At 60.4% G+C, this 26,200-nt stretch carries 27 protein-coding genes; 13 read left to right on the top strand and 14 right to left on the bottom strand.

The window, feature by feature from the left end; genetic code table 11:
- Positions 1-44: 44 nt before the first annotated feature.
- Positions 45-674 (top strand): thiopurine S-methyltransferase, encoded by a 630-nt coding sequence (locus tag TU82_RS08915; RefSeq protein ID WP_057722788.1) that lies wholly within the window; start codon positions 45-47, stop codon positions 672-674.
- A gap of 66 nt (positions 675-740) precedes the next feature.
- On the opposite strand, the gene htpX is transcribed toward TU82_RS08915, so the two are convergent.
- Both htpX and TU82_RS08905 read right to left on the bottom strand, forming a co-directional pair.
- Positions 741-1,628, bottom strand: coding sequence for a protease HtpX (gene htpX, locus TU82_RS08910; protein ID WP_057722786.1), 888 nt, complete (start codon positions 1,626-1,628; stop codon positions 741-743).
- A 304-nt stretch (positions 1,629-1,932) separates the two neighbouring features.
- Positions 1,933-3,144, bottom strand: coding sequence for a pyridoxal phosphate-dependent aminotransferase (locus TU82_RS08905; protein WP_057722784.1), 1,212 nt, complete (start codon positions 3,142-3,144; stop codon positions 1,933-1,935).
- A gap of 201 nt (positions 3,145-3,345) precedes the next feature.
- On the opposite strand from TU82_RS08905, the gene msrB reads away from it, so the two are divergent.
- Together msrB and TU82_RS08895 are read left to right on the top strand one after the other, a co-directional pair.
- Positions 3,346-3,738 (top strand): peptide-methionine (R)-S-oxide reductase MsrB, encoded by a 393-nt coding sequence (gene msrB / locus TU82_RS08900; RefSeq protein ID WP_057722782.1) that lies wholly within the window; start codon positions 3,346-3,348, stop codon positions 3,736-3,738.
- A 240-nt stretch (positions 3,739-3,978) separates the two neighbouring features.
- Complete coding sequence (locus tag TU82_RS08895; protein WP_057722780.1) at positions 3,979-4,464, top strand: glutathione peroxidase; 486 nt, start codon at positions 3,979-3,981, stop codon at positions 4,462-4,464.
- Between the two features lie 16 nt (positions 4,465-4,480).
- Here the strand turns inward: TU82_RS08895 and TU82_RS08890 are convergent, their stop codons facing one another.
- A complete protein-coding gene (locus TU82_RS08890) occupies positions 4,481-6,790 on the bottom strand; it encodes a hybrid sensor histidine kinase/response regulator (protein WP_057723275.1) in 2,310 nt (769 codons plus the stop codon).
- A 166-nt stretch (positions 6,791-6,956) separates the two neighbouring features.
- Here TU82_RS08890 and TU82_RS08885 point away from each other — a divergent pair, with 166 nt between their 5' ends.
- The gene (locus TU82_RS08885; protein WP_057722779.1) at positions 6,957-7,847 is read left to right on the top strand and encodes an ATP-binding protein; all 891 of its coding nucleotides are present in this window, start codon (positions 6,957-6,959) and stop codon (positions 7,845-7,847) included.
- Positions 7,844-8,326 (top strand): GAF domain-containing protein, encoded by a 483-nt coding sequence (locus tag TU82_RS08880; RefSeq protein WP_057722777.1) that lies wholly within the window; start codon positions 7,844-7,846, stop codon positions 8,324-8,326. The genes TU82_RS08885 and TU82_RS08880 overlap by 4 nt, the downstream gene beginning before the upstream one ends.
- A gap of 128 nt (positions 8,327-8,454) precedes the next feature.
- Here the strand turns inward: TU82_RS08880 and TU82_RS08875 are convergent, their stop codons facing one another.
- From TU82_RS08875 to TU82_RS08845, 7 genes are all read right to left on the bottom strand, one after another.
- Positions 8,455-12,090, bottom strand: a complete 3,636-nt coding sequence (locus tag TU82_RS08875) for a transporter substrate-binding domain-containing protein (RefSeq protein ID WP_057722774.1) — start codon at positions 12,088-12,090, stop codon at positions 8,455-8,457.
- 8 nt (positions 12,091-12,098) lie between these two features.
- Positions 12,099-12,725 carry a response regulator transcription factor gene (locus TU82_RS08870; protein WP_057722772.1) on the bottom strand — a complete coding sequence of 209 codons (627 nt, stop codon included), beginning with the start codon at positions 12,723-12,725 and terminating at the stop codon, positions 12,099-12,101.
- 262 nt (positions 12,726-12,987) lie between these two features.
- The gene (locus TU82_RS08865; RefSeq protein ID WP_057723274.1) at positions 12,988-13,374 is read right to left on the bottom strand and encodes a response regulator; all 387 of its coding nucleotides are present in this window, start codon (positions 13,372-13,374) and stop codon (positions 12,988-12,990) included.
- Positions 13,375-13,540: 166 nt separating this feature from the next.
- Positions 13,541-14,872 carry a deoxyguanosinetriphosphate triphosphohydrolase gene (locus tag TU82_RS08860; RefSeq protein WP_057722770.1) on the bottom strand — a complete coding sequence of 444 codons (1,332 nt, stop codon included), beginning with the start codon at positions 14,870-14,872 and terminating at the stop codon, positions 13,541-13,543.
- A gap of 155 nt (positions 14,873-15,027) precedes the next feature.
- Positions 15,028-15,369: a hypothetical protein gene (locus TU82_RS08855; protein WP_057722768.1), complete on the bottom strand. Its 342-nt coding sequence runs from the start codon at positions 15,367-15,369 to the stop codon at positions 15,028-15,030.
- Positions 15,366-15,755, bottom strand: a complete 390-nt coding sequence (locus tag TU82_RS08850) for a phage holin family protein (protein ID WP_057722765.1) — start codon at positions 15,753-15,755, stop codon at positions 15,366-15,368. The genes TU82_RS08855 and TU82_RS08850 overlap by 4 nt, the downstream gene beginning before the upstream one ends.
- Positions 15,756-15,759: 4 nt before the next feature.
- Positions 15,760-16,074, bottom strand: coding sequence for an ElaB/YgaM/YqjD family protein (locus TU82_RS08845; protein WP_057722763.1), 315 nt, complete (start codon positions 16,072-16,074; stop codon positions 15,760-15,762).
- 345 nt (positions 16,075-16,419) lie between these two features.
- On the opposite strand from TU82_RS08845, the gene TU82_RS08840 reads away from it, so the two are divergent.
- The 4 genes from TU82_RS08840 to TU82_RS08825 all read left to right on the top strand — a co-directional run bounded on the left by TU82_RS08840 (position 16,420) and on the right by TU82_RS08825 (position 19,306).
- Positions 16,420-17,628, top strand: coding sequence for an ammonium transporter (locus TU82_RS08840; protein WP_057722761.1), 1,209 nt, complete (start codon positions 16,420-16,422; stop codon positions 17,626-17,628).
- A gap of 67 nt (positions 17,629-17,695) precedes the next feature.
- Entirely contained in the window at positions 17,696-17,932 is a 237-nt protein-coding gene (locus TU82_RS08835) for a glutaredoxin family protein (RefSeq protein WP_057722759.1), read from the top strand.
- A 74-nt stretch (positions 17,933-18,006) separates the two neighbouring features.
- Positions 18,007-18,342, top strand: coding sequence for a hypothetical protein (locus tag TU82_RS08830; RefSeq protein WP_057722757.1), 336 nt, complete (start codon positions 18,007-18,009; stop codon positions 18,340-18,342).
- A 73-nt stretch (positions 18,343-18,415) separates the two neighbouring features.
- Positions 18,416-19,306, top strand: a complete 891-nt coding sequence (locus TU82_RS08825; RefSeq protein WP_057723273.1) for a pseudouridine synthase — start codon at positions 18,416-18,418, stop codon at positions 19,304-19,306.
- A gap of 55 nt (positions 19,307-19,361) precedes the next feature.
- Here TU82_RS08825 and TU82_RS08820 read toward each other — a convergent pair whose 3' ends face one another.
- Both TU82_RS08820 and mobA read right to left on the bottom strand, forming a co-directional pair.
- Complete coding sequence (locus tag TU82_RS08820) at positions 19,362-19,583, bottom strand: YgdI/YgdR family lipoprotein (RefSeq protein ID WP_005786486.1); 222 nt, start codon at positions 19,581-19,583, stop codon at positions 19,362-19,364.
- Between the two features lie 79 nt (positions 19,584-19,662).
- The gene (mobA, locus tag TU82_RS08815) at positions 19,663-20,265 is read right to left on the bottom strand and encodes a molybdenum cofactor guanylyltransferase MobA (RefSeq protein ID WP_057723272.1); all 603 of its coding nucleotides are present in this window, start codon (positions 20,263-20,265) and stop codon (positions 19,663-19,665) included.
- 76 nt (positions 20,266-20,341) lie between these two features.
- Here mobA and moaB point away from each other — a divergent pair, with 76 nt between their 5' ends.
- Together moaB and TU82_RS08805 are read left to right on the top strand one after the other, a co-directional pair.
- The gene (moaB, locus tag TU82_RS08810; protein ID WP_057722756.1) at positions 20,342-20,881 is read left to right on the top strand and encodes a molybdenum cofactor biosynthesis protein B; all 540 of its coding nucleotides are present in this window, start codon (positions 20,342-20,344) and stop codon (positions 20,879-20,881) included.
- Positions 20,865-22,091, top strand: a complete 1,227-nt coding sequence (locus TU82_RS08805) for a molybdopterin molybdotransferase MoeA (protein ID WP_057722754.1) — start codon at positions 20,865-20,867, stop codon at positions 22,089-22,091. The genes moaB and TU82_RS08805 overlap by 17 nt, the downstream gene beginning before the upstream one ends.
- Positions 22,092-22,733: 642 nt before the next feature.
- On the opposite strand, the gene TU82_RS08800 is transcribed toward TU82_RS08805, so the two are convergent.
- Complete coding sequence (locus tag TU82_RS08800; protein ID WP_057722752.1) at positions 22,734-23,063, bottom strand: EscU/YscU/HrcU family type III secretion system export apparatus switch protein; 330 nt, start codon at positions 23,061-23,063, stop codon at positions 22,734-22,736.
- Complete coding sequence (gene fliK / locus TU82_RS08795; RefSeq protein ID WP_057723271.1) at positions 23,060-24,637, bottom strand: flagellar hook-length control protein FliK; 1,578 nt, start codon at positions 24,635-24,637, stop codon at positions 23,060-23,062. The genes TU82_RS08800 and fliK overlap by 4 nt, the downstream gene beginning before the upstream one ends.
- A 202-nt stretch (positions 24,638-24,839) precedes the next feature.
- Between fliK and ccmA the strand changes: the two genes are divergently transcribed.
- Together ccmA and ccmB are read left to right on the top strand one after the other, a co-directional pair.
- The gene (gene ccmA / locus TU82_RS08790) at positions 24,840-25,475 is read left to right on the top strand and encodes a cytochrome c biogenesis heme-transporting ATPase CcmA (protein WP_057722750.1); all 636 of its coding nucleotides are present in this window, start codon (positions 24,840-24,842) and stop codon (positions 25,473-25,475) included.
- Positions 25,472-26,140 (top strand): heme exporter protein CcmB, encoded by a 669-nt coding sequence (ccmB, locus tag TU82_RS08785; RefSeq protein WP_057722748.1) that lies wholly within the window; start codon positions 25,472-25,474, stop codon positions 26,138-26,140. The genes ccmA and ccmB overlap by 4 nt, the downstream gene beginning before the upstream one ends.
- Positions 26,141-26,200: the final 60 nt, after the last annotated feature.

Below are 26,200 nucleotides of genomic sequence, written 5' to 3'. Positions count from 1 at the left end.
AATATAAGTTTTAGTGCCTTTTGATCGAATTTTCGAGGTGATGCATGGAACCTGAGTTTTGGCAGGAGCGTTGGGCAAGCAACCGGATTGGCTTTCATTTGCCCGAGGTCAACCCTTATCTGCAGCGGCATTGGCCGCAACTGGGGTTGGCGGGCGGGGCCAAGGTGCTGGTGCCGTTGTGCGGCAAAAGCCTGGATCTGGTATGGCTGGCCAGCCAGGGCTACCACGTGATGGGGGTGGAACTGGCCGAGCAGGCGGTTGAGACGTTTTTCAACGAGCAGCGGCTGGCGCCGAAGGTCAGCCAACGGGGCGCCTTCAAGGTGTACCAGACGAGCCGGATCGAAGTGTGGTGTGGCGATTTCTTCGCCCTCGACGCACAGACAGTCGCTGATTGCAGCGCGCTGTATGACCGCGCAGCGTTGATCGCGCTGCCGCCGTTGATGCGAGTCAAATACACCGAGCACCTCAATGCCTTGCTTGGCCAAGGTTGCAAGGGGCTGCTGGTTACGCTCGATTACGACCAGGCCCGGAAGTCCGGGCCACCCTTTGCGGTCAGCGATGAGGAGGTGCGCGTGTTGCTGGGTGGGCATTGGGCGTTGGACAGGCTCGAAGAACAGGACCTTCAAGGCGAAAGCTGGAAGTTCGAGCGGGTTTACCGGTTGACCAAGACCTGAATCGCGCCCACAAAAAAAGGGGCGATTCAATCGCCCCTTTTTGTCTCGCTTGTCCCGTCGATACTGTCAGCCGCGACGACGCAATGCTTCAATCCGCTCTTCCAGCGGCGGGTGGCTCATGAACATGCGCGCCAGGCCCTGCTTGATGCCGCCGTTGATGCCGAAGGCGGTCAGGCTGTCCGGCATATGCACCGGCAGGCCTTGTTCGGAGCGCAGGCGCTGCAGGGCGCCGATCATCGCGCTGGTGCCCGCCAGGCGTGCGCCGGCCTCGTCTGCGCGGAACTCACGTTTGCGCGAGAACCACATCACGATGGCGCTTGCCAGGAAGCCCAGGACCAATTCGGCGAAGATCGTCGCCACGAAGTAGGCGATACCGCGGCCTTCTTCGTTCTTGAAGATCACCTTGTCGACGAAGTTGCCGATGATCCGTGCGAAGAACATCACGAAGGTGTTCACCACGCCCTGCACCAGCGCCAGGGTGACCATGTCACCATTGGCCACGTGGCCGATCTCGTGTGCCAGCACCGCCTTGACTTCGTCCGGCGAAAAACGCTCCAGCAGGCCCTGGCTGACGGCGACCAGCGCGTCGTTCTTGTTCCAGCCGGTGGCGAAGGCGTTGGCCTCATAAGCAGGGAAAATCCCCACCTCGGGCATTTTGATGCCTGCTTCTTGAGACAACTGCTCCACGGTTTGCATCAGCCATTGTTCATGGCGAGTGCGTGGTTGAGTGATGATCTGGGTGCTGGTGCTCATTTTCGCCATCCACTTGGAGATGAACAGCGAGAACAGCGAACCGGCAAAACCAAAGACCGCACAGAAAATCAGCAGCTGATTGAGGTTCAGATCAACCCCGTTGGCCGCCATGAACCCATTGAAGCCAAAAAGGCTCAGGGTGACGCTGGCAATCAGTACGACCGCCAGGTTAGTGGCCAAGAACAGCAGGATGCGCATCATGGTTGTAGAGTTCTCCTCATGCTTAATATGTCGCTTACTGCGGGGTATATAAGGTGCGGCCTGGGGTGATTCAACCGGGCGACTATTTCAAACTGTGTCCTACAGCGAAAATGTAGCGCGTTGAAGGGATTTTCCCACAAGCAATCCCCTGCCGATTGGCCGCCAAGCGTGTCGCACAGCCCGTTAATACTGGGGTAGGGCGGCTGGCGCGGTGCCATCGTTCGGTCCGAGGCCATCCTTGCCAGAGAAGTGTTGCCAGATAATCGCTGTACGACTAAATGCAGGTCGTACAGCCGCATTACCCTTACTGGCGATAGGACTTCAGGAAGTTGCCGATGCGACCGATGGCCATGTCCAGTTCATCCACGCGTGGCAAGGTCACCACGCGGAAGTGATCCGGCCACGGCCAGTTGAATGCGGTGCCCTGGACGACCAGCAGCTTTTCCGACAGCAGCAGGTCGAGCACGAACTTTTCGTCGTTGAGGATCGGACAGACTTTCGGGTCAATCCGCGGGAATGCGTACAGCGCGCCCATGGGCTTCACGCAGCTGACGCCCGGGATTGCGTTGAGCAACTCCCAGGTGCGGTTACGTTGCTCCAAAAGGCGGCCTTGAGGCAGGACCAGGTCGTTGATGCTCTGATAGCCGCCGAGGGCGGTCTGGATCGCGTGCTGGCTCGGCACGTTGGCGCACAGGCGCATGTTGGCCAGCATGTCGATGCCTTCGATATAGCTCTGGGCGTTGTGCTTGGGCCCCGAAATGGCGATCCAGCCGGAGCGGAAACCCGCCACGCGGTAGGATTTGGACAAACCGTTGAAAGTCAGGCACAGCAGGTCGGGTGCCAGGGAGGCGGTGCACACGTGGACGGCGTCATCGTAGAGGATCTTGTCGTAGATCTCGTCGGAGAACACCACCAGGTTGTGTTGGCGCGCCAGTTCGAGCATGCCCAGCAGCACTTCTTTGGAGTACACGGCGCCAGTGGGGTTGTTCGGGTTGATGATCACCAGGGCTTTTGTGTTCGGGGTGATCTTGGCCTTGATATCGGCCAGGTCGGGGAACCAGTCGGCACCTTCGTCGCACAGGTAATGCACCGGGTGGCCACCGGCCAGGGTCACGGCGGCGGTCCACAGCGGATAATCCGGTGCGGGCACCAGCACTTCGTCGCCGTTGTTGAGCAGGGCCTGCAGCGACATCACGATCAGCTCGGACACGCCATTGCCCAGGTAGATGTCTTCAATCCCGACACCTTCCACCTGTTTTTGCTGGTAATACTGCATCACCGCCTTGCGCGCGCTGAACAGGCCTTTGGAGTCGCTGTAGCCCTGGGCCGTGGGCAGATTGCGGATCACGTCCTGGAGGATTTCGTCGGGCGCTTCGAAACCAAAGGGCGCCGGGTTGCCGATGTTCAGCTTGAGGATGCGATGACCTTCCTCTTCCAGGCGTTTGGCGTGCTTGAGCACCGGGCCGCGAATGTCGTAGCAGACGTTGGCGAGCTTGTTCGATTTACTGACCTGCATGGCGATGTGATCCTGAAAATGAACGATCCAGACGGCGTGGACACTACCGTACTGTGAATCCTGCGCGGCCCGCACCTTAAATACGTTTGAATGCCGGTGGCGCGGGTGCCAGACTGGCGTTTTGAAGAGGCGCAATCATACGTGCCGCCTGATCCACGGAAAAGCCACAGATCAGGGTTTTTCAGTTGCCGAGGTGTATCGATGGAAAAGCTGCAGAAAACCGTTGATGAATGGAAAGCCATGCTCGATCCGGAGCAGTACAACGTGTGCCGGCTAAAAGGTACCGAGCGACCTTTCAGCGGCAAGTACAACGAGACCAGGACCGATGGTGTGTATCACTGCAGCTGCTGCAATGAACCGCTGTTCGATTCCAAGGCCAAGTTTGACTCGGGCTGCGGCTGGCCCAGCTTCTACGAGCCGATTGCCGACAGTGCGATGGTCGAGATCCGGGATATCAGTCACGGCATGATCCGCACCGAAGTCACCTGCGCCAAGTGTGACGCACACCTGGGGCATGTGTTCCCGGACGGTCCGCCGCCGACCGGCCTGCGTTACTGCATCAACTCGGTGTGCCTGGACCTGGTGCCGCGCTGAGAGAACAGTCCGTTAAGCGTACATCCCCCTTTGTAGGAGCGAGCTTGCTCGCGAAAAACGTTAACGATAACGCGTGCTTTCTGAATGAACGCAGTGCCTGTGAGTTTTTCGCGAGCAAGCTCGCTCCTACAAAATGCCTTGGGTTCTGGGTTGATGGCACGTCATCATTCCCGTTTATTAGTTTGTACACGATTCAATTGCGAACTATCTTTCTGCTTCCCCTTTGCCAGAGTCACTGCCATGAGCGACAACCTGTTGAGCATCCCTTGCACCACGATCAAGGGTGAGCAAAAGACCTTGGCCGATTTCGCCGGCAAGGCCATCCTGGTGGTCAACACCGCCAGCAAATGTGGTTTCACCCCGCAGTACAAGGGCCTGGAACAACTCTGGCAGCAATACAGGGACCAGGGCCTGGTGGTGCTGGGTTTTCCTTGCAATCAGTTCGGCAAGCAGGAGCCGGGCAATGAAGGCGCGATAGCGGAGTTCTGCGAGCTGAACTTCGGCGTCAGTTTCCCTTTGTTCAAAAAGATCGACGTCAACGGCAGTGACGCCCACCCGCTGTTCGTGCAATTGAAAAAACAGGCGCCGGGACTGCTGGGCTCGAAGAACATCAAGTGGAACTTCACCAAGTTCCTCATCGGGCGTGACGGCAGGCAGGTCAAGCGTTTTGCACCGACCACCAAGCCTCAGGACCTGAGCCAGGAGATCGAAGCGCTGCTCAAATGACAGAGGCTGGCGCACGTCAGAGGCTTGTCGTCCCAGGCACCCACAGGTCCAGCAGGGCCTTGAGTTCTTCACGGCGAAATGGCTTGGCCAGGTAATCATTCATCCCTGCCGCGCGGCAACGCTCGCGCTCTTCGGAAAGGGCGTTGGCGGTCAAGGCAACGATCGGCAGGTCTGGCCAGCGACCGCTCTGGCGAATCTGCCGGCTTGCTTCGTAGCCGTTCATCACGGGCATGTTGCAGTCCATCAACACCAGATCGAAACGCTGGTCCTCAAGACACTTGAGGGCTTCGCCACCATGGGCGGCCACAATGACCTCGCAGCCGAGCTTGCCCAGCATGCCCTTGGCCACCAGTTGATTGACCGGGTTGTCCTCCACCAGCAGGATGCGCGCGCGATCGCTGAGGGAAGTGGCGTCGATTCGGACCGGGTCTGGAAGCGGTTGCGTGTCGCTGTGCAAATTACGCTGCAGGATCTGATACAGCGCATTACGGCTCAGTGGACGGGCTTGTTGCTGCAGCGGTGCCAGGGCCGCGACTTCTTCGCCAGGCATGAAATTGCCATAGGCCGTCACTACCAGGATCGGCGCGGTAATGCCCGGCCGCAGGCGGAACAGGCACTCCGGGCAATCGGTGATCAACAGATCGGGACGCTGTCCGCTCAGATCGTCCTCCATGGAATAGCAACGCGGCGCCAATCCCCAGTGGGGCAGCAGCGTGGTGAGCAACTCTCCCAGGCCACTGCTTTGATTGGTAATGACGATCACATCCCCCGCCAATGGCACTTGAGCCACCGCCGGCAGGTGGGTGGGCAGCGGCAGGTCGACGCAGAACTGGCTGCCGAAGCCGACCTCCGAACTGATGCTCAAGCGGCCCTGCATGGCCTCGCACAGGTTATGGGTCAATGCGAGCCCCAGGCCTGTGCCGCCAAATTGGCGCGTGATGCCGGCGCCGGCCTGGGTAAACGGCTGGAAGATCTTGACCTGAGCGTCCTGTGCAATGCCGATGCCGGTATCGCAGACTTCGATGCGTACCCCGTCGCCGTGTTGGCTCAGGCGCACATCCACACGGCCGAAGCGGGTGAACTTCAAGGCATTGGACAGCAGGTTGCTGACGATTTGCCGTACCCGCGTCGGATCGCCAATCACCTGGGCAGGAAACAGCGGGTCGATCAGGCAGGTCAGTTCCACACTGGGCGCGGCGTTTTGCGACAACAGGTTGGCGGTGTCTTCCACCAGTGATCCCAGGTCGAACGGGATACGTTCAAGCTCCAGTTGCCCCGCGTCGAACTTGGACAGGTCGAGGATATCGTTGAGCAACTCCACCAGTACCTTGCCGGAGTCATGGGCGATGGACAGTTGCTGGCGCTGCTCGGCGTTGAGCGGGCTGTCCAGCGACAGGGCAATCATGCCCAGCAGGCCATTGAGCGGGGTGCGGATTTCATGGCTCATATTGGCCAGGAACGCCGCCCGCGCCTGGGCCATGCTCAGGGCGGTCAATCTCGCTGCTTCCAGTTCGTCATTGAACTCGCTCAAGCGCTGGTTGCTGGTCTTGAGTTCAAGGGTGCGCGCAGAAACGATGTCTTCGAACTGACCCAGGTATTCGGTGAGGCGATCTTCGGCATGGCGACGCTGCTGAATCTCGGCTTCCAGGTTTTCGAACTGCTGGTTGGCAACGTTGACCAGCACGCCGATTTCGTCATGCTCATGCCCCGGCGGGCAGTCCAGGCGCGCCTGTCTGCGCGTGCTCAACGCTCGAATAATGCGCACCAGCGGCTGGGTGAGCATGACGTAGAACAAGCCCAGCAGGATCCCGGTCAGCAGCAGGCTGCGGACAAAACCATTGAGCAGCGTGACCTCGGCGCGGCGCAGGAAGCGGCCGCCAAACGCGTAGGTGTCTACATCAAGGCGCAGCACGCCGAGGGATTCGTTGGGCATATGGCTGAGGTACAGACGGTCTTCGAACTGGCGGTTGGCGCCAAACAGAAAATCGCTGAGGGGCCGATAATGGCTTTCCTGGCGCGGCCGGCCGACATCGGCCAATACCACGCCGTTGTTGTCGATCAACTGGGCGTGAACAATGGCAGGGGAGTGCAGCAGGCCCAGGGTCAGTTCCTGGGCGAGTTCGGCATCGATGTTATAGGCGATGCGCGAGGCGGGGTTATGGCTGATTTCGATCAGCGAGCGTATTTCCCGATTGATGGATGCGTCTTCGCTGGCATAATCAATGCCGATCTGGATAAGACTGAGCAAGGTTCCCAAGAGGAAACCAACCAGCACAGTCAATCTGGCTTGTTTATAAGACAAGCGGTGGGCGAACTTGATATCCATCGAGTGTTGAACCACTTCACGTTTCCCTTCGCCCGGCAAGCATAGCTGAACATCCACCAATGCTGACTTGCCCGGCATGAATCGATTTTCTTGACGCAGCCTTGTGCGGTCTGCCACAGGGTTGCCAATACGCCATCTTTTACAAGAACTTGCCAGAGGAATAGCTGTGGATTCTCGATTGAATGCCTTTCTTGAGCGGGCTGACGCAGTGCTCGCGCGTCTGGAGCCCCTGTTACCCGCCCCGCGCCAAGCCATTGACTGGCATCACTGCCTGGCCGCGCGCTGGCAGCGCGAAGGCCGCACAGGCTTCCTGTTGCCGCTGGAAGTCAGCCTGGACATGCGTCTCTCGGACCTGATCGGCGTCGACAAACAACGAGAAACACTGGCGCGTAACACCCAGCAGTTTCTTGACGGCCTGCCCGCCAACCATGCGCTGCTGTGGGGTTCGCGTGGCACCGGCAAATCCTCCATGGTCCGCGCCTTGCTCGCCCAGCATGCCAAGGCCGGCCTGCGCTTGATCGAAATCGAGCGTGACCACCTGGCCGACCTGCCGCGCGTGGTCGAGCAACTGCTCAAGTTGCCGCAGCGTTTCATTCTGTTCTGCGACGACCTGTCGTTCGAGGCCGGCGAAGGCGACTATCGGGTGCTCAAGAGTGTACTGGATGGCTCCCTGGAGCAGGCGCCGGAAAACGTGTTGCTGTACGCCACCTCCAACCGTCGTCACCTGGTGCCGGAGAACCAGAGTGACAACGACAATTGGAAGCGCGTGGATGGCGAGCTGCACCCGAGTGAGGCGGTGGAAGACAAGATCGCCTTGTCCGACCGCTTTGGCCTGTGGCTGTCGTTCTACCCATTCACCCAGGAACACTTCCTGAATGTGGTGGAGCACTGGATCGGCGAGTTGGCAGGCAAGGCCGGCTTGCCGTGGCAGCGCGATGAACAACTCGACATTCTCGCCGTGCGCTGGGCCACCGGGCGCGGTAACCGCAATGGCCGCTGCGCCTATCAGTTCGCCCGTTACTGGGTGGGTCTCAAATTGCTGGAGCGTCAACCATGATCGATTTGCAACAGGCCGGCACCGGCCTGGATGGCTATGCCCTGTTGTGCGCGCAACTGGAGTCGCTGCTGGCCGATGAGCGGGATTTCATCGCCAACAGCGCGCAATTCTCCGCGTTTCTGTTCAATCAGTTGGACGACCTGAACTGGGCGGGTTTTTACCTTAATCGCAATGAGGAACTGGTGCTTGGCCCATTCCAGGGCCAGATTGCCTGTGTGCGGATCCCTTTCGGGCGTGGCGTGTGTGGCGCCGCCGCTGCGACCCGGCAGACCCAGCGAGTGGAAGACGTGCATGCGTTTGCCGGGCACATTGCCTGTGACAGCGCCTCGAACAGCGAGTTGGTGGTGCCGCTGGTCAAGAACGGCCAATTGATTGGCGTGCTTGATCTCGACAGCCCATCGCTGGCGCGTTTTACCCCTCAGGACCAGGCGGGTATCGAACAGCTGGCGGCTATTTTCCTGCGCTTGACCGATTGCTGAGCGAGCGAGGCGGGGAATGCCTTTGTAGGAGCGAGCTTGCTCGCGCAAAATGTCAACGATAACGCGTGCTTCCTGAATGAACGCGGTGTCTGTTAGTTTTTCGCGAGCAAGCTCGCTCCTACACTGATTTACTGGCTGTCCAGCTCATGCAGTTGGAGTTGCAGCGCCCGTTCCAGCTCGAGCATGAGTTTTTCCAGGGACTTGATCCCCGCCTCGACCACTCGCCGATCATCGTCGCGGGAACAGGCCTGCTCCAGGGCCTCGCATTGCCCGGCCAAGGCATTGGCTTGAACGATGCGTGCGGCCCCCTTGATCTTGTGGGCTTGTTCGATGATGTCCATGGACGACGCCTTGCGATCCAGTAGCGTGATGAGTGCCTGACGATCATGCACGCTGCTGGTCAGCAGTTCTTCAAGCAAACGTCGGCTCAATTGCGGATCCCCTCCCGTCAGCGCGTCCAGGCATTCCAGGTCCAGCCGCTGGCTTGTGGGTTGCGGTGTGATCTGCGCCAGTTGCCGCTCCAGTATCGTGAGGCTGATGGGTTTGAACAGGCAGTCATCCATGCCCGCTTCCACGCAGCGTTGTCTTTCTTCCGGTTGGGCATTGGCGGTAAAGCCCAGCACCACGCAGGGTGCCAACTGTTCGCGTTGCTCGTATTCACGGATGGAACGGCTTAACTCGTAGCCATTCATGATGGGCATGTTGCAGTCGGCGATTACCAGATCGAACTGTTCCTGGCGCCAGGCCTGGAACCCGGCGGCACCGTGCTCGGCGGCGGTGAATTGATGGCCCAGGTAGCCCAACTGCTGGCACATCAGCAGGCGGTTCGCCGGGTGGTCGTCTACCACCAGCACATTGAGCACCGGAGTAGAGGCCGGCTTGGCTGGCGCATGCTCGCCCACGGTCGTGACCGGGCGCAGGCGCGGCATCTTCAGGTTGACATGTACCTGGGTGCCGACCATGGGCACGCTGCTCAGGCTTAACTGGCCGCCCATCATTGCGCAGAGGCTGCGGCAGATCACCAGGCCCAGGCCGGCGCCGCTTCTGGCCAGGTGCCCGGAGTTGTCGGCCTGGGCGAATGGCTCGAACAGGCGCAGTTGGTCGTCGCGGTTGATGCCTATGCCGGTGTCCTCCACGACCAGCTTCAGTTCGACCTGTTCCGGTGTCTGGCTCGGCTGTACCTCCACCTTGATTTTCACCTGCCCACGCTCGGTGAACTTGATGGCGTTGCTCACCAGGTTGGACAGCACTTGCTTGAAGCGCAGCGGGTCTATCAAGACTTCGATGTCGCTCAGGTCGGGCTTGAACTCCAATAGCAGGCTGAGGGTTTTCTGGCGTGCAAGGCCGTCGAAGACACGCACCACGGACTCAATCACCTCCCGCAGATTGACACGTTCCGGGGCCAGGCTCAGGCGCCCTGACTCAATGCGCGCGATGTCGAGAATATCGCCTATCAGTTCCAGCAGATCCTTGGCCGAGTTGTACGCCACTTCTATCGCCGGACGGTCGAGGTGCCCCTGGTCGGCGCGCTTGAGCGTCAATTCGAGCATGCCGATCACGGCGTTCATCGGGGTGCGTATCTCGTGGCTCATGGTGGCAAGGAACGTGCTTTTGGCGCGGTTGGCCTCATCGGCGCGCTCTTTGGCGGCACGCAGCTCATCAAACAACTGGCGTCGTTCACTGATGTCGATCCAGCCGCCAATGATGCCCTGAACTTCGCCGATGGAGTCGCGGTAGGGCAGGATCCAGTGGTAGATCGTCAGCTTCTTCTCGTGGATATGCAGGGTGCGGTCCAGGATCAATGGCGTGCCCTCAGCCACCACCCGCAGGTAATCGGCGTGGTACTGCGCCGCTTCGGGCGCCAGGGCCATGCTCATCTGGGTCACGCTTTTGCCGATCACATCCTCTCGCTTGACGTCGAATGTCTGCAGGTAGCTGTCATTGCAGGTTTGCAGCAAGCCATTACGGTCACGCACATAGATGGGGTGTGGCGTTTCGTTGACCAGTGCGCGCATGAACTCGAACTGATCGTTGAGGGCGCGCTCGGCCATTTTTCGTTGCCTGATCTGGCGGCGCATGTAGGCGTTCCAGGTCAGGGAAACCAGGAGCAACAACCCGGTTCCGATGACGATCCGGGCAATCAGTTGGTTGTAATTGCGCCAATAGCTGTCGGACTCGACGGTATAGCCACGCCAGCGACTGTTGATCACGCCCATTTCATCCGGGGCGATACTGAGCAGCGCCTTGTCGAGGATCGAGCTCAATTCGGTGGCATGGCGTGATGTGGCCAGGGCGAATGTCGCCGGCGTTGTGCCGATGCTGGTCGTGATCTGCAGCTTGTCCCGGAAAACTTTCGAGGACAGGAAGTAATTGGCGATCAACAGCGTGTTCACCGCACCCTCCACTTGCCCTTGCGCGAGCAACTCGGATGCCCTGAAGGTATCGCCGGTTTCCACCAGTTGAATCCGGGGATAGTCCTTGCGCAGGGTATCGGCCAGTGGCGTACCTTGGGTCACCGCCAGGCGCTTGCCCGCCATCTGCTCCAGGTTCAAGGGCGCTCCAGGCTCCTTGCGGGTCAGCAGCACATACGAGTTTTCCAGGTAGGGACGGCTGAAATTCAACTGCGCCTCCCGTTGGTTGCTCGGTACGATGGCCCCGATCATGTCGACGTTGCGTGTGGCGACCTGCTTGATCATATCGTCGACTTCACGCCCGCGCTGAACCGCGAAACGCAGGCCGGTACGCAAGCGAATGAGTTCAAGCAGATCGGCGGTGATACCGCGAAAGTTACCTTCCGCGTCGAAGAAGGTCAGGGGGGCAAAGGTTTCATTGACGATGACCTTCACAACCGGATTCGCCTTCAACCAGCGTTCTTCGCGCGGGGTCAGTTGCAACTTCTTGTCGGTCAGCAGGATATCGCTGCCGGCGCTCCAACGCTTGGCGATGCTATCGCGTTCATTGATGGGCACAGCCGCCAGCACCGTGTCGACAATGCTCAAGAGGATGAGGTTGTCGTGACGCAGGGCGAAGCTGAAACCATAAGCTTCGTGCTTGCCGAAATTGGCCATGCGAATGTTTTTGAGGTAGCCCTTGTTGATCATGAAATGGGTGGAGATGGTGTCGCCGAGAAAAACATCCGCCTGGTCGAATGCCACGGCATTCAGCGCATTCTGATAAGAGGGATAGGGGCGGATATCCGCCTTGGGGTACAGCTTCTCCACCTCTTCGAGGGGCAGATAATGATAGACCAGGCTTAAGCGCAGCCCTTCCAGGCCATTGCCGAGACTGCGGGTTTCTCCCTCGCGCGTGACCAGTACCGGCTGGTCTACGGCATAAGGTGCCGACAGGGTGAGATTGGGGTTTGCGGCCTCAAAGCCATTGGAGGAGCCCAGCAGGTCAATGTCGCCGGCTTCAAGGGCTTGAATGGCGGACAACCGTGAAGGGTAGCGAAGAACCTTGACCGGTATGTCAAGCGCCTTGGCCAGCAGACCGGCATAATCTGCCGTGAGCCCCTCGTAGTCGCGGCCACTGGAAGTGAGGTCGAACGGCGGGTAATCAGGCGCGGCAGTACCCAGTACCAGCTCGCGCTTGTACTGCAGCCACTGACGCTGGGTCCTGTCCAGTCGAGTGTCCAGTTGAACGGTTCCCGCGCGACTCAATAAGGTGAAGTGTTGTGGGGTGATGGAGGAGTCCGCGAGCACGGCAGTGCTGAAGTACAGGCTGGCACTCAATATAATCAAATAGTCCTTGATACGGCTGGGCATCCGCTTTCTCACACTAGCGCGTTTCGTTTTGCCATTTCGATGAGCTCGACTAAAGATTGGGCTTTTAGTTTTTGCATTAACCGCTTTTTATAGGTGCTGACTGTTTTATTGCTCAAGAACATGCCTTTGGCTATTTCTTTGTTAGTGCGGCCTTGTGCAAAAAGTTGCAGAACCATAAGTTCTCGGTCATTAACGGCTTTGAACAGTTCCAGCTCCTGACTGTCCGCGCCTTCCGTTCCATTTGCATTCAGTGCCTGGCTGGGGAAGTAGTTGTAACCGGATAGCACGGCACGAATAGCGCTCAGCAGTTCGCTCAGGTCGCCTTCCTTGCAGACGTAACCGTCGGCGCCCGAACGCATGCAGCGCGTGGCAAACAGGGTCGGGCACTGCGCCGTGAGGACCAGGGTTTTCATCGAAGTGTTCATGGCGTTGAATCGACAGAGTACTTCCAGGCCGTCGAGTTTCGGGATGCTGATATCCAGGATTACCAGGTCGGGCAGGCATTCGCGGACCATTTGTATGGCGTCGCATCCGTTATCCGTTTCTCCAACGACTTTGTAGCCTTCGTGTTCCAATAACATTCTGATGGCAAGCCGTATAACGGGGTGGTCGTCGATAATAAAAACGGTGTTCATAATCAAATTCCATGCAGGTGCAAATAAAGCGGTCACATTAGCTCAGAAGAAGCGGCAGCAGCATGAAGCGGGGGCCGAACAAGCACAAAACAGGAAGTTTCCTACATTAAAAAAGGTAGAGGCCTACAAGTCGATAGGTAATTGTGGCACTTGATGTGTGGGTTTTCAGGCTGGCTGGCGTGGCTGACGGTCACAAGCTTTTTACGACGACGATCATGTTATTTTTCGCAGTTAATAAGGTTAAAAGTCCTACTTATAGGCTCTAAGTCAAGACCATTAAACTTTCAAGTTCGTCTCTGTTTAACGGTTTTGATAAGCAGCCCAGTAGTGGAAGGTTACGCTGCGCAGCTTGTGTGGTCAGTTTGAGCAATTCCCCCGCCGGCAGCCCGCTCAATAGAATCGCGCTGGTAATAAATTGACCGCGGCTGGCGATTTCCACCAATTCCAGACCGGGCAGGTCCGGCAGGCATTGGTCGCATAACATCAAGTCGTAAGAGCACTCGGCCTGGGTCATTGCGCGTATGGCCTGCTCTGCATTTTCCACGGGGGTGAGTTGGTCGAAGCCGAAGCTTCTCAGCAGGCACTGGGTGGCCAGGAGTTGAAAGGGATGATCCTCCACCAGAAGAATACGAAGGGAGTGTCTGGGCATAAAGAGCACACAGTGAGTCAAGCATCGATGGGAGCGTAGGAGTTGCTCGTCTGGTCTACGGGGGCGTGCGTGATTATTCCTCGGGAATATGTACGAATTCGATCAGGCCGCTCTGTTCCCATCGTAGGGCAATTCTTTTAGGGCGCAGAACGGCGTGATCGAGACGTTATTGAGGACTTGAGCGCCCTGTCATTTCCCGTGCCATCTCGGTGGCGTAGCTGTCGGTCATGCCGGCGATAAAGTCGATCATGCGCAGGAAGGAGGCGTGCAACGGCCAGGCGGGGTCCGGCGCGCTGTTGCCCAGCAAGTCGAGAATGCGCCGGTGCTTGAACGACGGCGTACGCCCGCCGTGTTGCTCCAGGGCCGCCCCGCAAAACGCGTTCAGCAGGATCTCCAGGGTGGTGTAGGCGCCGATCTCATGCAGGGTCTTGCGCTTGTCCTGGAAGATTTTCTTGCGCGCCATGTCCTTGGCATCCAGTACGCAACGCTTTGACGGACCATGCATGTGCTCAACCAGATCGCCAGACAGGGTGCCGGCCAGCAGAGCGTCCTGCTGCTCGACGAAGGCGCGCGCCGCCGCGTTGGTCAGGTGCTCGATGGCCTTGCCGCGCAGGATCGCCAGTTTGCGACGGCGCGAGTCCGACGCGCCCAGCTGTCGATACGTCTGCGGCAGGTCATCACCCACCAGGTCGAGCAGCAGTGACTCGACTTCGGCGTACTCCAGCAGCTCCATTTCCAGGCCATCTTCCAGGTCGATCAACCCGTAGCAGATGTCGTCGGCGGCCTCCATCAAGTACACCAACGGGTGGCGGGCCCAGCGTTGCTCCTCCAGTTGCGGCAGGCCGAGCTTGTGGGCGATCTGTTCCAGAATCGGCAGCTCGCTCTGGTAGCAGCCGAACTTGTGTTTCTTGTAGCCCAGCGAGTCCGCGTGGCGGGCAGTCCAGGGGTACTTGAGGTAGGTGCCCAAGGTGGCATAGGTCAGCCGCGTGCCGCCGTCGAATTGATGATATTCGAGCTGGGTCAATACACGGAAACCCTGGGCATTGCCTTCAAAGTTGAGGAAGTCATTGCGCTCGGCACTGCTCATGTCATCCAGCCAGCCGCGTCCGGCGGCCTGTTGGAACCAGTGGCGGATGGCATCTTCGCCGGAGTGCCCGAAGGGCGGATTGCCGATGTCATGGGCCAGGCAGGCCGACTGCACGACCATGCCCAGATCGCTTGGATCGCACCAGTCGGGCAGGGCACCGCGCAGCGTTTCGCCGACGCGCATGCCAAGGGAACGTCCCACGCAACTGACTTCCAGCGAGTGGGTCAGGCGCGTGTGGATATGATCGTTGCTCGAAACCGGGTGCACTTGGGTCTTGCGGCCCAGGCGGCGGAAAGCGCCGGAGAAAATAATGCGGTCATGGTCTTTGTGAAAAGGACTGCGGCCCAGTTCTTCAGGGCTGTGCAGCGGCTTGCCAAGACGTTCGCGGGTCAACAGGGTGGGCCAATCCAAGGCGGGTACGCTCCGTACGGTGAATGACGGTTGCAGCTTCCCGTTTCCGCGCTGGCGGGGCAAGCGCAAATGTTGAGTCGATTGTTTCTATAGCGATGAACACCACGCCTGACCGCCGTTGCCGGCGGTCAGGCGTGGTGTCGAGCGAGCGGGGCTTATCGTTTGCGCGAAGCGCCTTGCATGGCCAGTTTGATCAGCGGAATCAACCCGGCGCCCAGCCGTACCAGCCGCGTTACGCTGCTGATACTGCCGCCCTTGGCGCCCTTGCCGGTGAAGAATCCCATCAGGGTCACCGCCGCCACGCCCCACAGCGGCGCGTGCTTGATGCCCAGACTGTCCTGCCAGTTGTAACGCAGGTCGCGCACTTTGTGCAGAGGCGCCATCAGTTGCTGGGATTCATGACGGATTTCCTGACGGTGCATTTCCATGCGCAGGCGGATCAACGCCTTGCGCATTTCCCGACGGGACGTGTTTTGCGGGATTTCAGGCAGGCTCATGGCAACAGGCGCTCCCGATCATTGGCCAATTCTTCGAGGGTGGCATGGAAGGGCGTGGACTCATCGAACACCGCCGCTTTCAAGCGTACCCCGCAGAAGGCTGCGGCCAGGGTATAAAACACGCACAGACAGATGATCCCGGTCAGACGATAGCCGGTGTCCCATACCAGGATCATTACCAGTGTCGATAACCCCACCAACAGCAGCAGGGCAAACACCAACGCCAGGCCGGCAAACAGCAGCAGGCTGACAGTGCGCGCCTTCTGCTCCTGTAACTCAATGCCAAACAGTTCGACATGGCTGTGCAATAAACCGAGGACGGCAGCGCCCAGGCGGCGGGAGGTGGTACCTGCGCCCTTTGACGAGCTGGATTCGTCGATAGCCATGATATTAGCGCCTGGTAGCCAGCAGACCGATCAAAAAGCCCACGCCGGCAGCGATGCCGACGGACTGCCAGGGGTTGGCCTGCACGTAATCTTCCGTCGCGGTCATTGCCGCCTGGCCGCGCTCGCGCAACGAGTCTTCGGTCAACTGCAGGGTTTCACGCGCCTTGAGCAGGCTTTCATGGATCCTGGTGCGCAGCTCATCGGCCTGGTCACCGGCCAGGACGGCGGTGTCGTCCAGCAACCTTTCGGTATCGGCGACGAGGGTCTGAAAATCCGCCATCAGTATTTCTTGCGCAGTCTTTGCTGATTTACCGGCCATGGTTATCTCCGTGTGTGGCTGATCTGTACGTGTGGTTTCGAGTCGCGGGGTTTGCCGAAGGTTCACTGCGATTGTGTGGTACAGCTTTTGCTTTGCCTTGGTGCGCACGCCCTGGGGGCTGCGCTGAATCCGGGCGGTCGAGGCGCAAGCCTTGAAAAACCTTACCCTAATTAACTGAAACTCGCGCAAATACCCTGTCGGGGATCGCCGGTTGTGTTGATCGCAGCGCCAAATTGGTTCACGCCCTCTGAAGAAGGTCGGGCGATATGGTGCCAATTTAGTGCGAGCAATCCTGGTTTGAACCGCTTTGGTGCTTTTTGCCTTACTGCAGGCCTGCCAACTTCCATGGAAAATTTGCAAAGTGCGGTGGACACGCTGGTCCATAGCTCCAATACCCTGTTCATCCTGATTGGTGCGGTCATGGTCCTGGCCATGCACGCCGGGTTTGCCTTTCTGGAAGTCGGCACGGTGCGCCAGAAGAACCAGGTCAACGCCTTGTCGAAAATCCTCAGTGACTTCGCGATCTCCACCCTGGCTTATTTCTTTATAGGCTATTGGATCTCCTACGGGGTCAGCTTCATGCAGCCGGCGGCGGTGATCAGCGCCGATCATGGCTACGGTCTGGTGAAATTTTTCTTCCTGCTGACCTTTGCCGCAGCGATCCCGGCGATCATTTCCGGAGGAATTGCCGAGCGTGCCAAATTCGCGCCTCAGTTGTGTGCAACCGCCTTGATCGTGGCGTTCATCTACCCGTTCTTCGAAGGCATGGTGTGGAATGGCAATTTCGGTGTGCAAGCCTGGCTCCTCGCGACCTTTGGCGCCAGCTTCCATGACTTCGCCGGATCGGTGGTGGTGCATGCCATGGGCGGTTGGCTGGCGCTGGCGGCGGTGTTGCTGCTCGGGCCGCGCAACGGGCGCTACCGCGAAGGGCGCCTGGTGGCCTTTGCTCCCTCGAGCATTCCGTTCCTGGCGCTGGGCTCATGGATTCTGATCGTGGGCTGGTTCGGCTTTAACGTGATGAGTGCGCAGACTCTCAATGGTGTCAGCGGCCTGGTGGCGGTCAACTCGTTGATGGCGATGGTCGGCGGCACGGTCGCGGCGTTGGTGATCGGTCGCAACGACCCGGGCTTTCTGCACAACGGCCCGCTGGCCGGGCTGGTGGCGATCTGTGCAGGTTCCGACCTGATGCATCCGGTGGGCGCGCTGGTCACCGGTGTGGTCGCGGGGGGCTTGTTCGTGTGGTGCTTCATGGCCGCCCAGGATCGTTGGAAAATCGATGACGTGCTGGGTGTATGGCCGCTGCATGGGCTGTGTGGCGTATGGGGCGGCATCGCCTGCGGCCTCTTCGGGCAGACGGCCCTGGGTGGGCTGGGCGGTGTGAGCCTGATCAGCCAGTTGATCGGTACCGCCCTCGGCGTTACTGTCGCGCTGGTCGGCGGCCTGCTGGTGTACGGCGTGATCAAGCGTGTGTGCGGGCTGCGTTTGAGCCAGGAAGAGGAGTATTACGGTGCGGACCTGTCGATCCACAAGATCGGCGCGGTCAGCCAGGATTGATCGGCGCGCTTGCCGGGCACTGTTGAGCTTAGAATGGTGAGGTGTTTTCCATCCGAGTGCATTTGCCATGCTTCCTGAATGCCAGCTGTTCGGCACCCTGGGTTGCCATCTGTGTGAGATTGCCGAAGCCGAAATCATGCCGCTCGTCGAGCACGGGTTACTTGTGGAATTGGTGGATATCACCGACCCCGACGACCTGACCGAGGTCTACGGCCTGCGGATTCCGGTACTCAGGCGGGTCGACACGGGGGCTGAGCTGGACTGGCCGTTCGACACTGAGCAGGTGGTGGCTTTCCTGCGCTGACGTTTATGCGATGGCGGGTTTCCGAATATTACGTTACTGTATGTTTGTACAGCGATTGAATAGAGGGAACGCCCGTGGTGAATGTTGAACAACTGAAAAGCAGCGTCAATCGCATGTCCGCCGAGATCGTGCGCGATGCGGTGAACGAGCTGCGCCTCGATGGCCTGGTCACGGAAGGCAAGACGCCCTTCAACAAAGTGCATTTCAACACCTGCTTTGCGGAAATCGAAGCGCTGTTCCAGCGTGCCGGTTATCACAAGCAGCTGGATGTGGTGGGCTATCAGGGCCTGCTCTACGCGCTCTACGACCCGGGCCGTTGGGAGGCTGTGGACGTACTGCGCTGGCTCAAGGAGTTTACCGAGGCGGCGAGCGCTTCGCCGGTTCTACGGGTGCAATTGGCCAAGGCCTGAGATCTCTCCTAGGCTCAATCGCGCGCCATGCGGGATAATGCTCGCCTGTTTATTCCAGGCGTTGAGCATCTGCATGTCCACTTCCGGTTTTTCCCCTTCACAGCACCAGGCCAGCACCTTGTACCTGCCGCCCGGCCGGTGGGCGACGGTGCTTGATTGCCTGTGCGAGCACTTCCCGGCCATTGCCCGTGAACACTGGCTGGACCGTATTGCCCGTGGCCGGGTGCTGGATAGCAATGGGCACCCCATCGGTCCGGGCCTGGCTTACAAGGAAGGCCTGTGCATCCATTACTTTCGTGAAGTGCCCAACGAGAAAGTGATTCCTGTACAAGAAACTATCCTGTACGCCGATGAACACTTGGTGGTGGCCGACAAACCGCATTTTCTGCCGGTGACCCCCGCCGGCGAGTACGTTGAACAAACGCTGTTGCGCCGTTTGATCCGGCGTCTGGACAACCCCGCCCTGGTGCCGCTGCATCGCATTGACCGGCATACCGCAGGGCTGGTGCTGTTCTCGGCCAATCCCGCCAGCCGCGCGGCCTATCAGCAACTGTTTCCCACGCGGCGTATCGATAAATTCTACGAAGCCATCGCCCCGGCCTTGCCTGATCTGACGTTCCCCCTGGTGCACAAGAGCCGGCTGGTGGACGGCGAGCCATTCTTCCGCATGCAGGAAGGCCCCGGTGCCAGCAATACCGAAACGGCGGTAGAGGTGCGCGAAAAACACGGCGATCTATGGCGCTACGGCCTGTTCCCGGTCACCGGCAAGAAGCACCAGCTACGTGTGCACATGACTGCGCTCGGGGCGAGTATCTGCAATGACCCGTTCTATCCCGATGTGATCAAGGATGCCGAGGACGATTACGCCAACCCGCTCAAGTTGCTGGCCCAGGGCGTGCGTTTTATCGACCCGGTCAGCGGCCTTCAACGCAGCTTTCGCAGTGAGATTACCCTGGACTGGTAAGCGCCGGAAACGACAAGGCCCGCGCGAGGCGGGCCTTGTGGGCAAGCGGTAAGGCTTACAGGTCTTTAACGGTGCGAACCTGATCCTTGTTGATGCGGGTACGCTTGCCGTCAAGCTGCTGGAATTCGTAGAAGCCCGAATCTTCGTCAAATTTCGGGGTGTCGACGGCCTGGATTTCGCGACCGTCATTCAGGGTAATCACTGTCGGCGAGGCGCAACCGGCGAGGGTGGCGAGGCCCAGTGCAAGCATGAGAGCGGCGATGGTCCGTTGAGTCATGAGTTTGTCTCCGAGAGAATACTTTTAAAATGCTGACCTTGTGACGTGTGCAACGCCGGCAAAGTTCCTGATGCAAGACTCATTCTGACACGCCAGGCCTTGTGTGCAACAGGTCCGGTGTATTGAGGTTGGCCAGGCGAGCGTCATCGGCCGGGCATTCCAGGCCCACCGCGCCCAGCTGCAGGAGGATTTTACGCGGGCTGCGTTCGCCGGCTTTCCAGGCCTGCTCCACCTGATCCTTCAAGGCGACAGGGATGATGCAGAGCAGGGGTTCCCAGAACTCGCCATGGCGCACCATCACCGGAACCTGCCGGTTGCGTTGTGCTTTCGCACGCAAGTCGGCCAACAATCGCGCATCGATGTGCGGCACATCGCAGGGCAGGATCAGCAGGTGCCCATGGCGTGCGGCGAAGAGTCCCGCACGGATACCGGCAAGGGGGCCAGGAAAGTCCGCGCTGTCGTCGCTCACCAGCTGATCGGCGTAGTCTGCATACCGCCCATGGTTACGGTTGCACGAGATGATCAGGTCGTCCGTGAGCGGCCGTGCCAGGCGTTGCAAGTGCGCAATCAACGGCTGGCCGCGCCACTCCAGCAGGCCTTTGTCCTGGCCGCCCATGCGCTGGCCACGACCACCGGCCAGCAACAGAATCGAGCAGGGCAGGGGTAAGGATTCAAGGGGCATGAGGGTTCCGCTGCGGCAGGTAAACAGAGGCTTGTGATATAACATCGGGCTGTTCCTTCGACAACCGGACCGTGCCATGAAAGCCAAGGCTGATGCGCCTTTCGTACCTCTGAATATCGCTGTATTGACCGTCAGCGACACCCGCACCCTGGACACCGACACCTCGGGCCAGGTCTTCGTCGACCGCCTGACCGCCGCCGGCCACCACCTGGCCGAGCGCGTGCTGCTCAAGGACGACCTCTACAAAATCCGCGCCCAGGTCGCCCACTGGATCGCCGAAGACGTGGTGCAGGTGGTGCTGATCACCGGCGGCACCGGCTTCACCGGCCGCGACAGCACGCCCGAAGCAGTCAGCTGCCTGCTGGACAAGCAGGTCGATGGGTTTGGCGAACTGTTCCGCCAGATCTCCGTGGCCGACATCGGCACCTCCACCGTGCAATCGCGCGCCCTGGCCGGCCTGGCCAACGGTACCCTGGTGTGCTGCCTGCCGGGCTCCACCAACGCCGTGCGCACCGGTTGGGACGGGATCCTGGCCGAACAACTGGACAACCGTCATCGGCCGTGCAATTTCGTACCCCACCTCAAGCAGGCCGAGCCCTGTGAAACCCGTGGATAAGCCCGGTAAAACCGGCGCCTTGATGCCGGTGGAAGCGGCCTTGCAGCGTTTGCTGGACATGGCCGACGCCGCGCCGATCCTGGAGCGCGAAACAGTGCGCCTGGCCGAGTGCGATGGCCGCGTACTGGCAGAGGACCTGGTCTCTACCCTCGACCTGCCACCCTGGCCGAACAGTGCCATGGACGGCTACGCCCTGCGCATCGCAGACTGGGCCGGCGAGCCTTTGCCGGTCAGCCAGCGTATTTTCGCCGGCAATGCGCCTGAGCCGTTGGCGCCCGGCACCTGTGCGCGCATCTTTACGGGGGCGCCGGTGCCCCAGGGGGCGGACTGCGTCGAAATGCAGGAAAACGCGATCATTCACAGCGATGAGCGCGTGAGTTTCAGCGAGCCGTTGCAAGCGGGTCAGAACATCCGCCCGCAAGGCCAGGAAACCACGGTCGGCGAGTTGGTGCTGCCGGCCGGTACGCGCCTGGGCCCGATCGAGTTGGGGCTGGCTGCTTCGCTTGGGCGTGATCGCCTGGAGGTGGTGCGCCGAGTGCGGGTGGCGGTGCTGTCGACCGGCGATGAGCTGATTGAGCCTGGGTTGCCCCTGGGGCCGGGCCAGATCTACAACAGCAACCGCCGCGTGCTGTGCAGTTGGCTGACGCGAATGGGCTGCGAAGTGAGCGATGCCGGCATCCTGCCGGACGACCTGGAACAGACCCGCACGCGGTTGGCCGGACTGGGCAGCGTCGACTTGATCCTGTCCACGGGCGGTGTGTCGGTGGGCGAGGCGGATTTCCTCGGCATCGCCCTGCGTGAAGAGGGCGAGCTGGCGCTGTGGAAACTGGCGATCAAACCGGGCAAGCCGCTGACCTGCGGGCATTTTCGTGGCGTGCCGGTGATCGGCCTGCCCGGTAACCCCGCGTCGACCCTGGTGACGTTTGCGTTGTTGGCTCGGCCTTACCTGCTGCGTCGTCAAGGTGTGGAGGATGTGCAACCACTGCGTTTCGAAGTGCCGGCCGGGTTCGTCTGGGCCAAGCCCGGCAACCGTCGCGAGTACCTGCGCGGGCGCATCGAGCAGGGCAAGGCGGTCATCTACCACAACCAGAGCTCCGGCGTGCTGCGCAGCGCGGCGTGGGCTGAAGGATTTGTGGAGGTGATGGAAGGGACCACATTAGCCGCCGGCGACCCAGTCAATTTCATTCCCCTGAACGAAGTCCTGAACTGACCTGGATCTGCATGTGGATGGCCATGGGTATCTACATAACATTGTTGCGACGCCGACGTGTGGCTAGGGAGCTAGCTCCCGTGACGGCATCCAGTCGACAGCTACCAACTGATACGCCTCAGTCCAATGTGGGAGGGGGCTTGCCCCCGATGGCGGCCTCTGGGCCGACCAGGATTTTGTGTCGATCCTGGTCCAAATGTGGGAGGGGGCTTGCCCCCGATGGCGGCCTCCGAGCCGACCAGGATGTTGGATCAGACCGAGTACATATCCGTTTCTGCGGTCACGGCTGCTATGGGTTCCGCTTTTACAGCGGCTCACTTTTGAAAAGCGCAAAAGTAAGCAAAACGCTCTTGCCCCACCACTCGGCACCTCGCTTGGGCTCGGTGTGCCCGAACGCAGGCTTGAATCCGTGGGCCGCCGCACTGGGCCATCCCTGGCCCAGTGCGGCTAACCCGGCGTCCTGCCGGGTTACCCACGGATTCAAGCCTGCGTTCGGCCAGCGTGGTTTAACGGGGCGCCTAAGATCAAGATCAAAAGCGCGGCGGCCTTAGAGCCGACCGGTATCTTTTGCCGATCCGCGATCCAAATGTGGGAGGGGGCAAGCCCCCTCCCACATTTGGATGTGTGTAGGACTGTGGCTACTCAGTAATCATCCCCACGCTCGGTGACATCCCGCTCCACCGGCCCCGCATTCGGATCATACCCCACCGGAAACTTGCCCTTGAGCGTCCACGCAAACGCGATGATCTCCGCCACCGTGCGGTACAACTCCTCTGGAATACTGTCCCCCAGTTCCATGCGCGCCAGCAGCTTTACCAACTCGGCGTTTTCATAGATGGGCACTTCGTTTTCCCGCGCCAGCTTGAGGATCGCTTCAGCCAGGGCCTCGTCGCCCTTGGCGGTCAGGGTGGGCGCTTGCTGGCCGTCGTACTTGAGGGCGATCGCTTGACGGGGAGTGGCAGCGTTTTTCATGCGGTTTCATCCACCCAGCGTTGTTCAAGTCCGGTTTTCGGCCCGCGCGGCGGTGTGCCGAGGTGGCAATCCAGGTCGCCGACGTCAAGCCCGGAGGCCACCAGCCGCTCGCGCAGGCTGCCCAAGTGGTTTTCGATCAGGCTGGCGGTGAAGGCGCGGGTCGCCCACAACTGGCTGGAGAGTTTGCCCTGAGTCAGTTGTGCCTGTACCTGCAACGGCCCCAACGGCTCCATGTCGAACGCCAGTTCGACGCGCCAGAGCATGTGTTTGGGGTCTTTGCGGTCTTTGCGGTCGGATGGCTCCTTGTCGGGCGTCGGCTCCTCGCGCTGGAACTTCACCTGCAGCGGTATGATGTCCTGCAGGCTGCGCATCGGGATTTCCAGTTGCCAGGTGGTTTGCAGGCGGCCGTCGGCGGTGGTGCCGGTCTGTTCCAGGCTCGACAGCTGGTGGCTCTGTAAGCGGGCGATCGCTCCGGCGGCCAGGCGCAGCAGGTTTTCCAGGTCGCCTTCGCCTTCCAGCTTGGCCATCAGCCGCTCGGGCAACGGGAAACTCGGTGGCGTCTGGCGCGCACCGATCTGGCCGAGGGTGCCCAACGGGCTGCGCACGAAGTTCGGCAATACCTGGGCCAGTGTATTGGCGGCGAGGATGGCATTCAGGTTGGTGCTGGCGGGCAGGGCGGGCACAAGGTCCGCGACCAGGCGCAGCAACGCGCCCTTCATGTCCAATGGCGGGATTTGCGGGTTCTGTCCGGCGAGTAGTTTGGCTTCCAGAAAGGCCCCGCTGTTCTGCACCAGTTGCGCCAATACCTTGGGGTTACTGACTTGCGCCAGATCGGGCAAAGCCGCCAGTAGACGCTCGGCCGCCGCGCGCAGGTCGGTGGAGGTGCTGTCGCCACGGGGCAGGTTTTGCAGGGCGGTGAAGACCGCATCCAGGGAGCCCTGGCGACTTTGCTGGGTCGACAGTTGCTGGGTAACCGCCAATTGATCCTTGAGCCCGCTCAGCGGCACAAAATTCAAGGTTTGCGCGTTCTGCACCACAGCGCTGAGCAAACTGCCCACGCGCAGCGGTTGTGGGCTTTCCACCGTCAGTGTCGCGCCGGCCAAGGCGTTATTGAGCACGGTCACCAACGAACGATAGATCGCCGGTTGCGCCGCGCCCTGGGGCAGCGTCTGAGTGGTCAGTACCTTGGCCTGCAACAGCGTACCTTCCGGGACCTGGGTGGTATCGATGCGGGTGAGGGCGGCGACGTTGGCACTGAAGGCCTGTTGCAGGCTGAGGGTCAAGTTGCCCGCTGGCGTCTGGCTCACCGCCACATTGCTGCCCAAGGGCAAAGGCTGGGCGCTGCTGGCCTGCACCAGCGTCTGGCGGCCGCCATCCAAGGTCAGCTTGAGCAGCAACTGAAAGGCTTCACCGCCTTGTTTAAGGGCGATGACTTCGGCATTGGCGGTTTTCCCTGGGTCGATCAGCCCGATCTGCGGCTCCAGCAGTTTGAGCAGTGCACCCGGCGCAGGCGCAGGGCTTTGCCCGGCTGCCGGGGTGGGAGGAAGCGTAGGAAGGTTGATCTCGCCGGTCATCGTGCGCATCGTCTCTGGGGGAAATTGCTCTCTTTAGCGTAGGGCATCGCATGTATAATGCCGCCCGTCTGCAAAGAGAGCGCTAAAAACCTCACAACTATTTGATCCAGCTCTCTAAAACCGGTCGCCAAAGCCGTTATTGTGCATTTCTTTTATAACGGCCGCTGCACCGCCGACTTGAACCGTAAAGGCCCGCGATCTTTTGACCAGCCCTCTTCTTGAAGCCGTAGCGCTCTCCTGTGAACGCGACCTGCGCCTGCTGTTCGAGCACCTCGACCTGCGCCTGGCGGGCGGCGACATGGTGCAGGTCAGCGGCCCCAACGGCAGCGGCAAGACCAGCCTGTTGCGCCTGCTGGCCGGGCTGATGCGGCCGACGGCCGGGGCGGTGCGTCTCAACGGCAAGCCCCTCGACGAGCAACGCACAGCACTGGCGCGCAACCTTATATGGATCGGCCACGCCGCCGGTATCAAGGACGTGCTCACCGCCGAAGAAAACCTCAGCTGGCTCAGTGCCCTGCATCACCGCGCCAGCCGCGACGCCATCTGGCAGGCCCTGGCCGCCGTGGGTCTCAAGGGTTTTGAAGACGTTCTCTGCCACACCCTCTCCGCCGGCCAGCAGCGCCGCGTGGCGCTGGCGCGTTTGTACCTGCCGGGCCCGCCGCTGTGGATTCTCGACGAACCCTTTACCGCCTTGGATAAGCAAGGCGTCGCCCAGCTCGAGGAGCACCTGGCGATGCATTGTGAGCAGGGCGGCACGGTGCTGCTCACCACCCACCACAGCCTGACGCGCTTGCCCGCCGGTTACCGTGAGCTGGATCTGGGACGCTGGTCGGCATGAGCGTATTCGCCCTGTTGGTCGCCCGCGAAGCCCGCCTGTTGTGTCGTCGCCCGGCAGAACTGGTCAACCCGCTGGTGTTCTTCGCCATCGTCATCGCGTTGTTCCCCTTGGCGGTCGGTCCCGAGACTAAACTGTTGCAAACCTTGTCCCCGGGACTGGTGTGGGTTGCGGCACTTTTATCCGTGCTGCTCTCGCTGGACGGGCTGTTTCGCAGTGATTTCGAAGACGGTTCCCTGGAACAGTGGGTCCTTTCGTCGCACCCTTTGCCACTTCTGGTACTGGCCAAGGTGCTGGCACACTGGGCTTTTTCCGGCCTCGCGCTGGTCTTGCTTTCGCCGCTGCTGGCGCTGATGCTGGGGTTGCCCGTCGAGTGTTTGCCGGTGCTGCTTCTGTCCTTGTTGCTCGGTACGCCGGTGCTCAGCCTGCTGGGCGCGGTGGGCGCGGCGTTGACCGTGGGGTTGAAGCGCGGTGGCCTGTTACTGGCCCTGTTGATTCTGCCTTTGTATATCCCGGTTCTGATCCTCGGCAGTGGCGCGTTGCAGGCCGCGCTGATGGGGATGCCGGCGACCGGTTACCTCCTGTGGCTTGGCAGCCTGGCCGCCCTGGCGGTAACCCTGACACCCTTTGCCATAGCGGCCGGCCTGAAGATCAGCGTCGGCGAATAATGAGGTCTGGCCAGGCGTTACACGCATGGCCAGTAAAGACCCTACGCTTCTTGCCACGGC

Origin of the sequence: Pseudomonas orientalis (assembly GCF_001439815.1) — a bacterium.
GTDB lineage: Bacteria > Pseudomonadota > Gammaproteobacteria > Pseudomonadales > Pseudomonadaceae > Aquipseudomonas > Aquipseudomonas orientalis.
The sequence above is the reverse complement of the archived record's forward strand: the minus strand, read 5'-3'. Positions and strand labels throughout refer to the sequence as shown.

Bases quoted from the DNA above. Each gene is read 5' to 3' on its own strand.
- fliK (WP_057723271.1), bottom strand. From the start codon at position 24,637: ATGACCGGCGAGATCAACCTTCCTACGCTTCCTCCCACCCCGGCAGCC.
- msrB (WP_057722782.1), top strand. From the start codon at position 3,346: ATGGAAAAGCTGCAGAAAACCGTTGATGAATGGAAAGCCATGCTCGAT.
- mobA (WP_057723272.1), bottom strand. From the start codon at position 20,265: ATGCCCCTTGAATCCTTACCCCTGCCCTGCTCGATTCTGTTGCTGGCC.
- TU82_RS08850 (WP_057722765.1), bottom strand. From the start codon at position 15,755: ATGGCTATCGACGAATCCAGCTCGTCAAAGGGCGCAGGTACCACCTCC.
- TU82_RS08820 (WP_005786486.1), bottom strand. From the start codon at position 19,583: ATGACTCAACGGACCATCGCCGCTCTCATGCTTGCACTGGGCCTCGCC.
- moaB (WP_057722756.1), top strand. From the start codon at position 20,342: ATGAAAGCCAAGGCTGATGCGCCTTTCGTACCTCTGAATATCGCTGTA.
- TU82_RS08855 (WP_057722768.1), bottom strand. From the start codon at position 15,369: ATGAGCCTGCCTGAAATCCCGCAAAACACGTCCCGTCGGGAAATGCGC.
- TU82_RS08835 (WP_057722759.1), top strand. From the start codon at position 17,696: ATGCTTCCTGAATGCCAGCTGTTCGGCACCCTGGGTTGCCATCTGTGT.
- TU82_RS08875 (WP_057722774.1), bottom strand. From the start codon at position 12,090: ATGCCCAGCCGTATCAAGGACTATTTGATTATATTGAGTGCCAGCCTG.
- TU82_RS08825 (WP_057723273.1), top strand. From the start codon at position 18,416: ATGTCCACTTCCGGTTTTTCCCCTTCACAGCACCAGGCCAGCACCTTG.
- TU82_RS08845 (WP_057722763.1), bottom strand. From the start codon at position 16,074: ATGGCCGGTAAATCAGCAAAGACTGCGCAAGAAATACTGATGGCGGAT.
- TU82_RS08840 (WP_057722761.1), top strand. From the start codon at position 16,420: ATGGAAAATTTGCAAAGTGCGGTGGACACGCTGGTCCATAGCTCCAAT.
- TU82_RS08800 (WP_057722752.1), bottom strand. From the start codon at position 23,063: ATGAAAAACGCTGCCACTCCCCGTCAAGCGATCGCCCTCAAGTACGAC.
- ccmB (WP_057722748.1), top strand. From the start codon at position 25,472: ATGAGCGTATTCGCCCTGTTGGTCGCCCGCGAAGCCCGCCTGTTGTGT.
- TU82_RS08870 (WP_057722772.1), bottom strand. From the start codon at position 12,725: ATGAACACCGTTTTTATTATCGACGACCACCCCGTTATACGGCTTGCC.
- TU82_RS08880 (WP_057722777.1), top strand. From the start codon at position 7,844: ATGATCGATTTGCAACAGGCCGGCACCGGCCTGGATGGCTATGCCCTG.
- htpX (WP_057722786.1), bottom strand. From the start codon at position 1,628: ATGATGCGCATCCTGCTGTTCTTGGCCACTAACCTGGCGGTCGTACTG.
- TU82_RS08890 (WP_057723275.1), bottom strand. From the start codon at position 6,790: ATGGATATCAAGTTCGCCCACCGCTTGTCTTATAAACAAGCCAGATTG.
- TU82_RS08865 (WP_057723274.1), bottom strand. From the start codon at position 13,374: ATGCCCAGACACTCCCTTCGTATTCTTCTGGTGGAGGATCATCCCTTT.
- TU82_RS08895 (WP_057722780.1), top strand. From the start codon at position 3,979: ATGAGCGACAACCTGTTGAGCATCCCTTGCACCACGATCAAGGGTGAG.
- TU82_RS08915 (WP_057722788.1), top strand. From the start codon at position 45: ATGGAACCTGAGTTTTGGCAGGAGCGTTGGGCAAGCAACCGGATTGGC.
- TU82_RS08905 (WP_057722784.1), bottom strand. From the start codon at position 3,144: ATGCAGGTCAGTAAATCGAACAAGCTCGCCAACGTCTGCTACGACATT.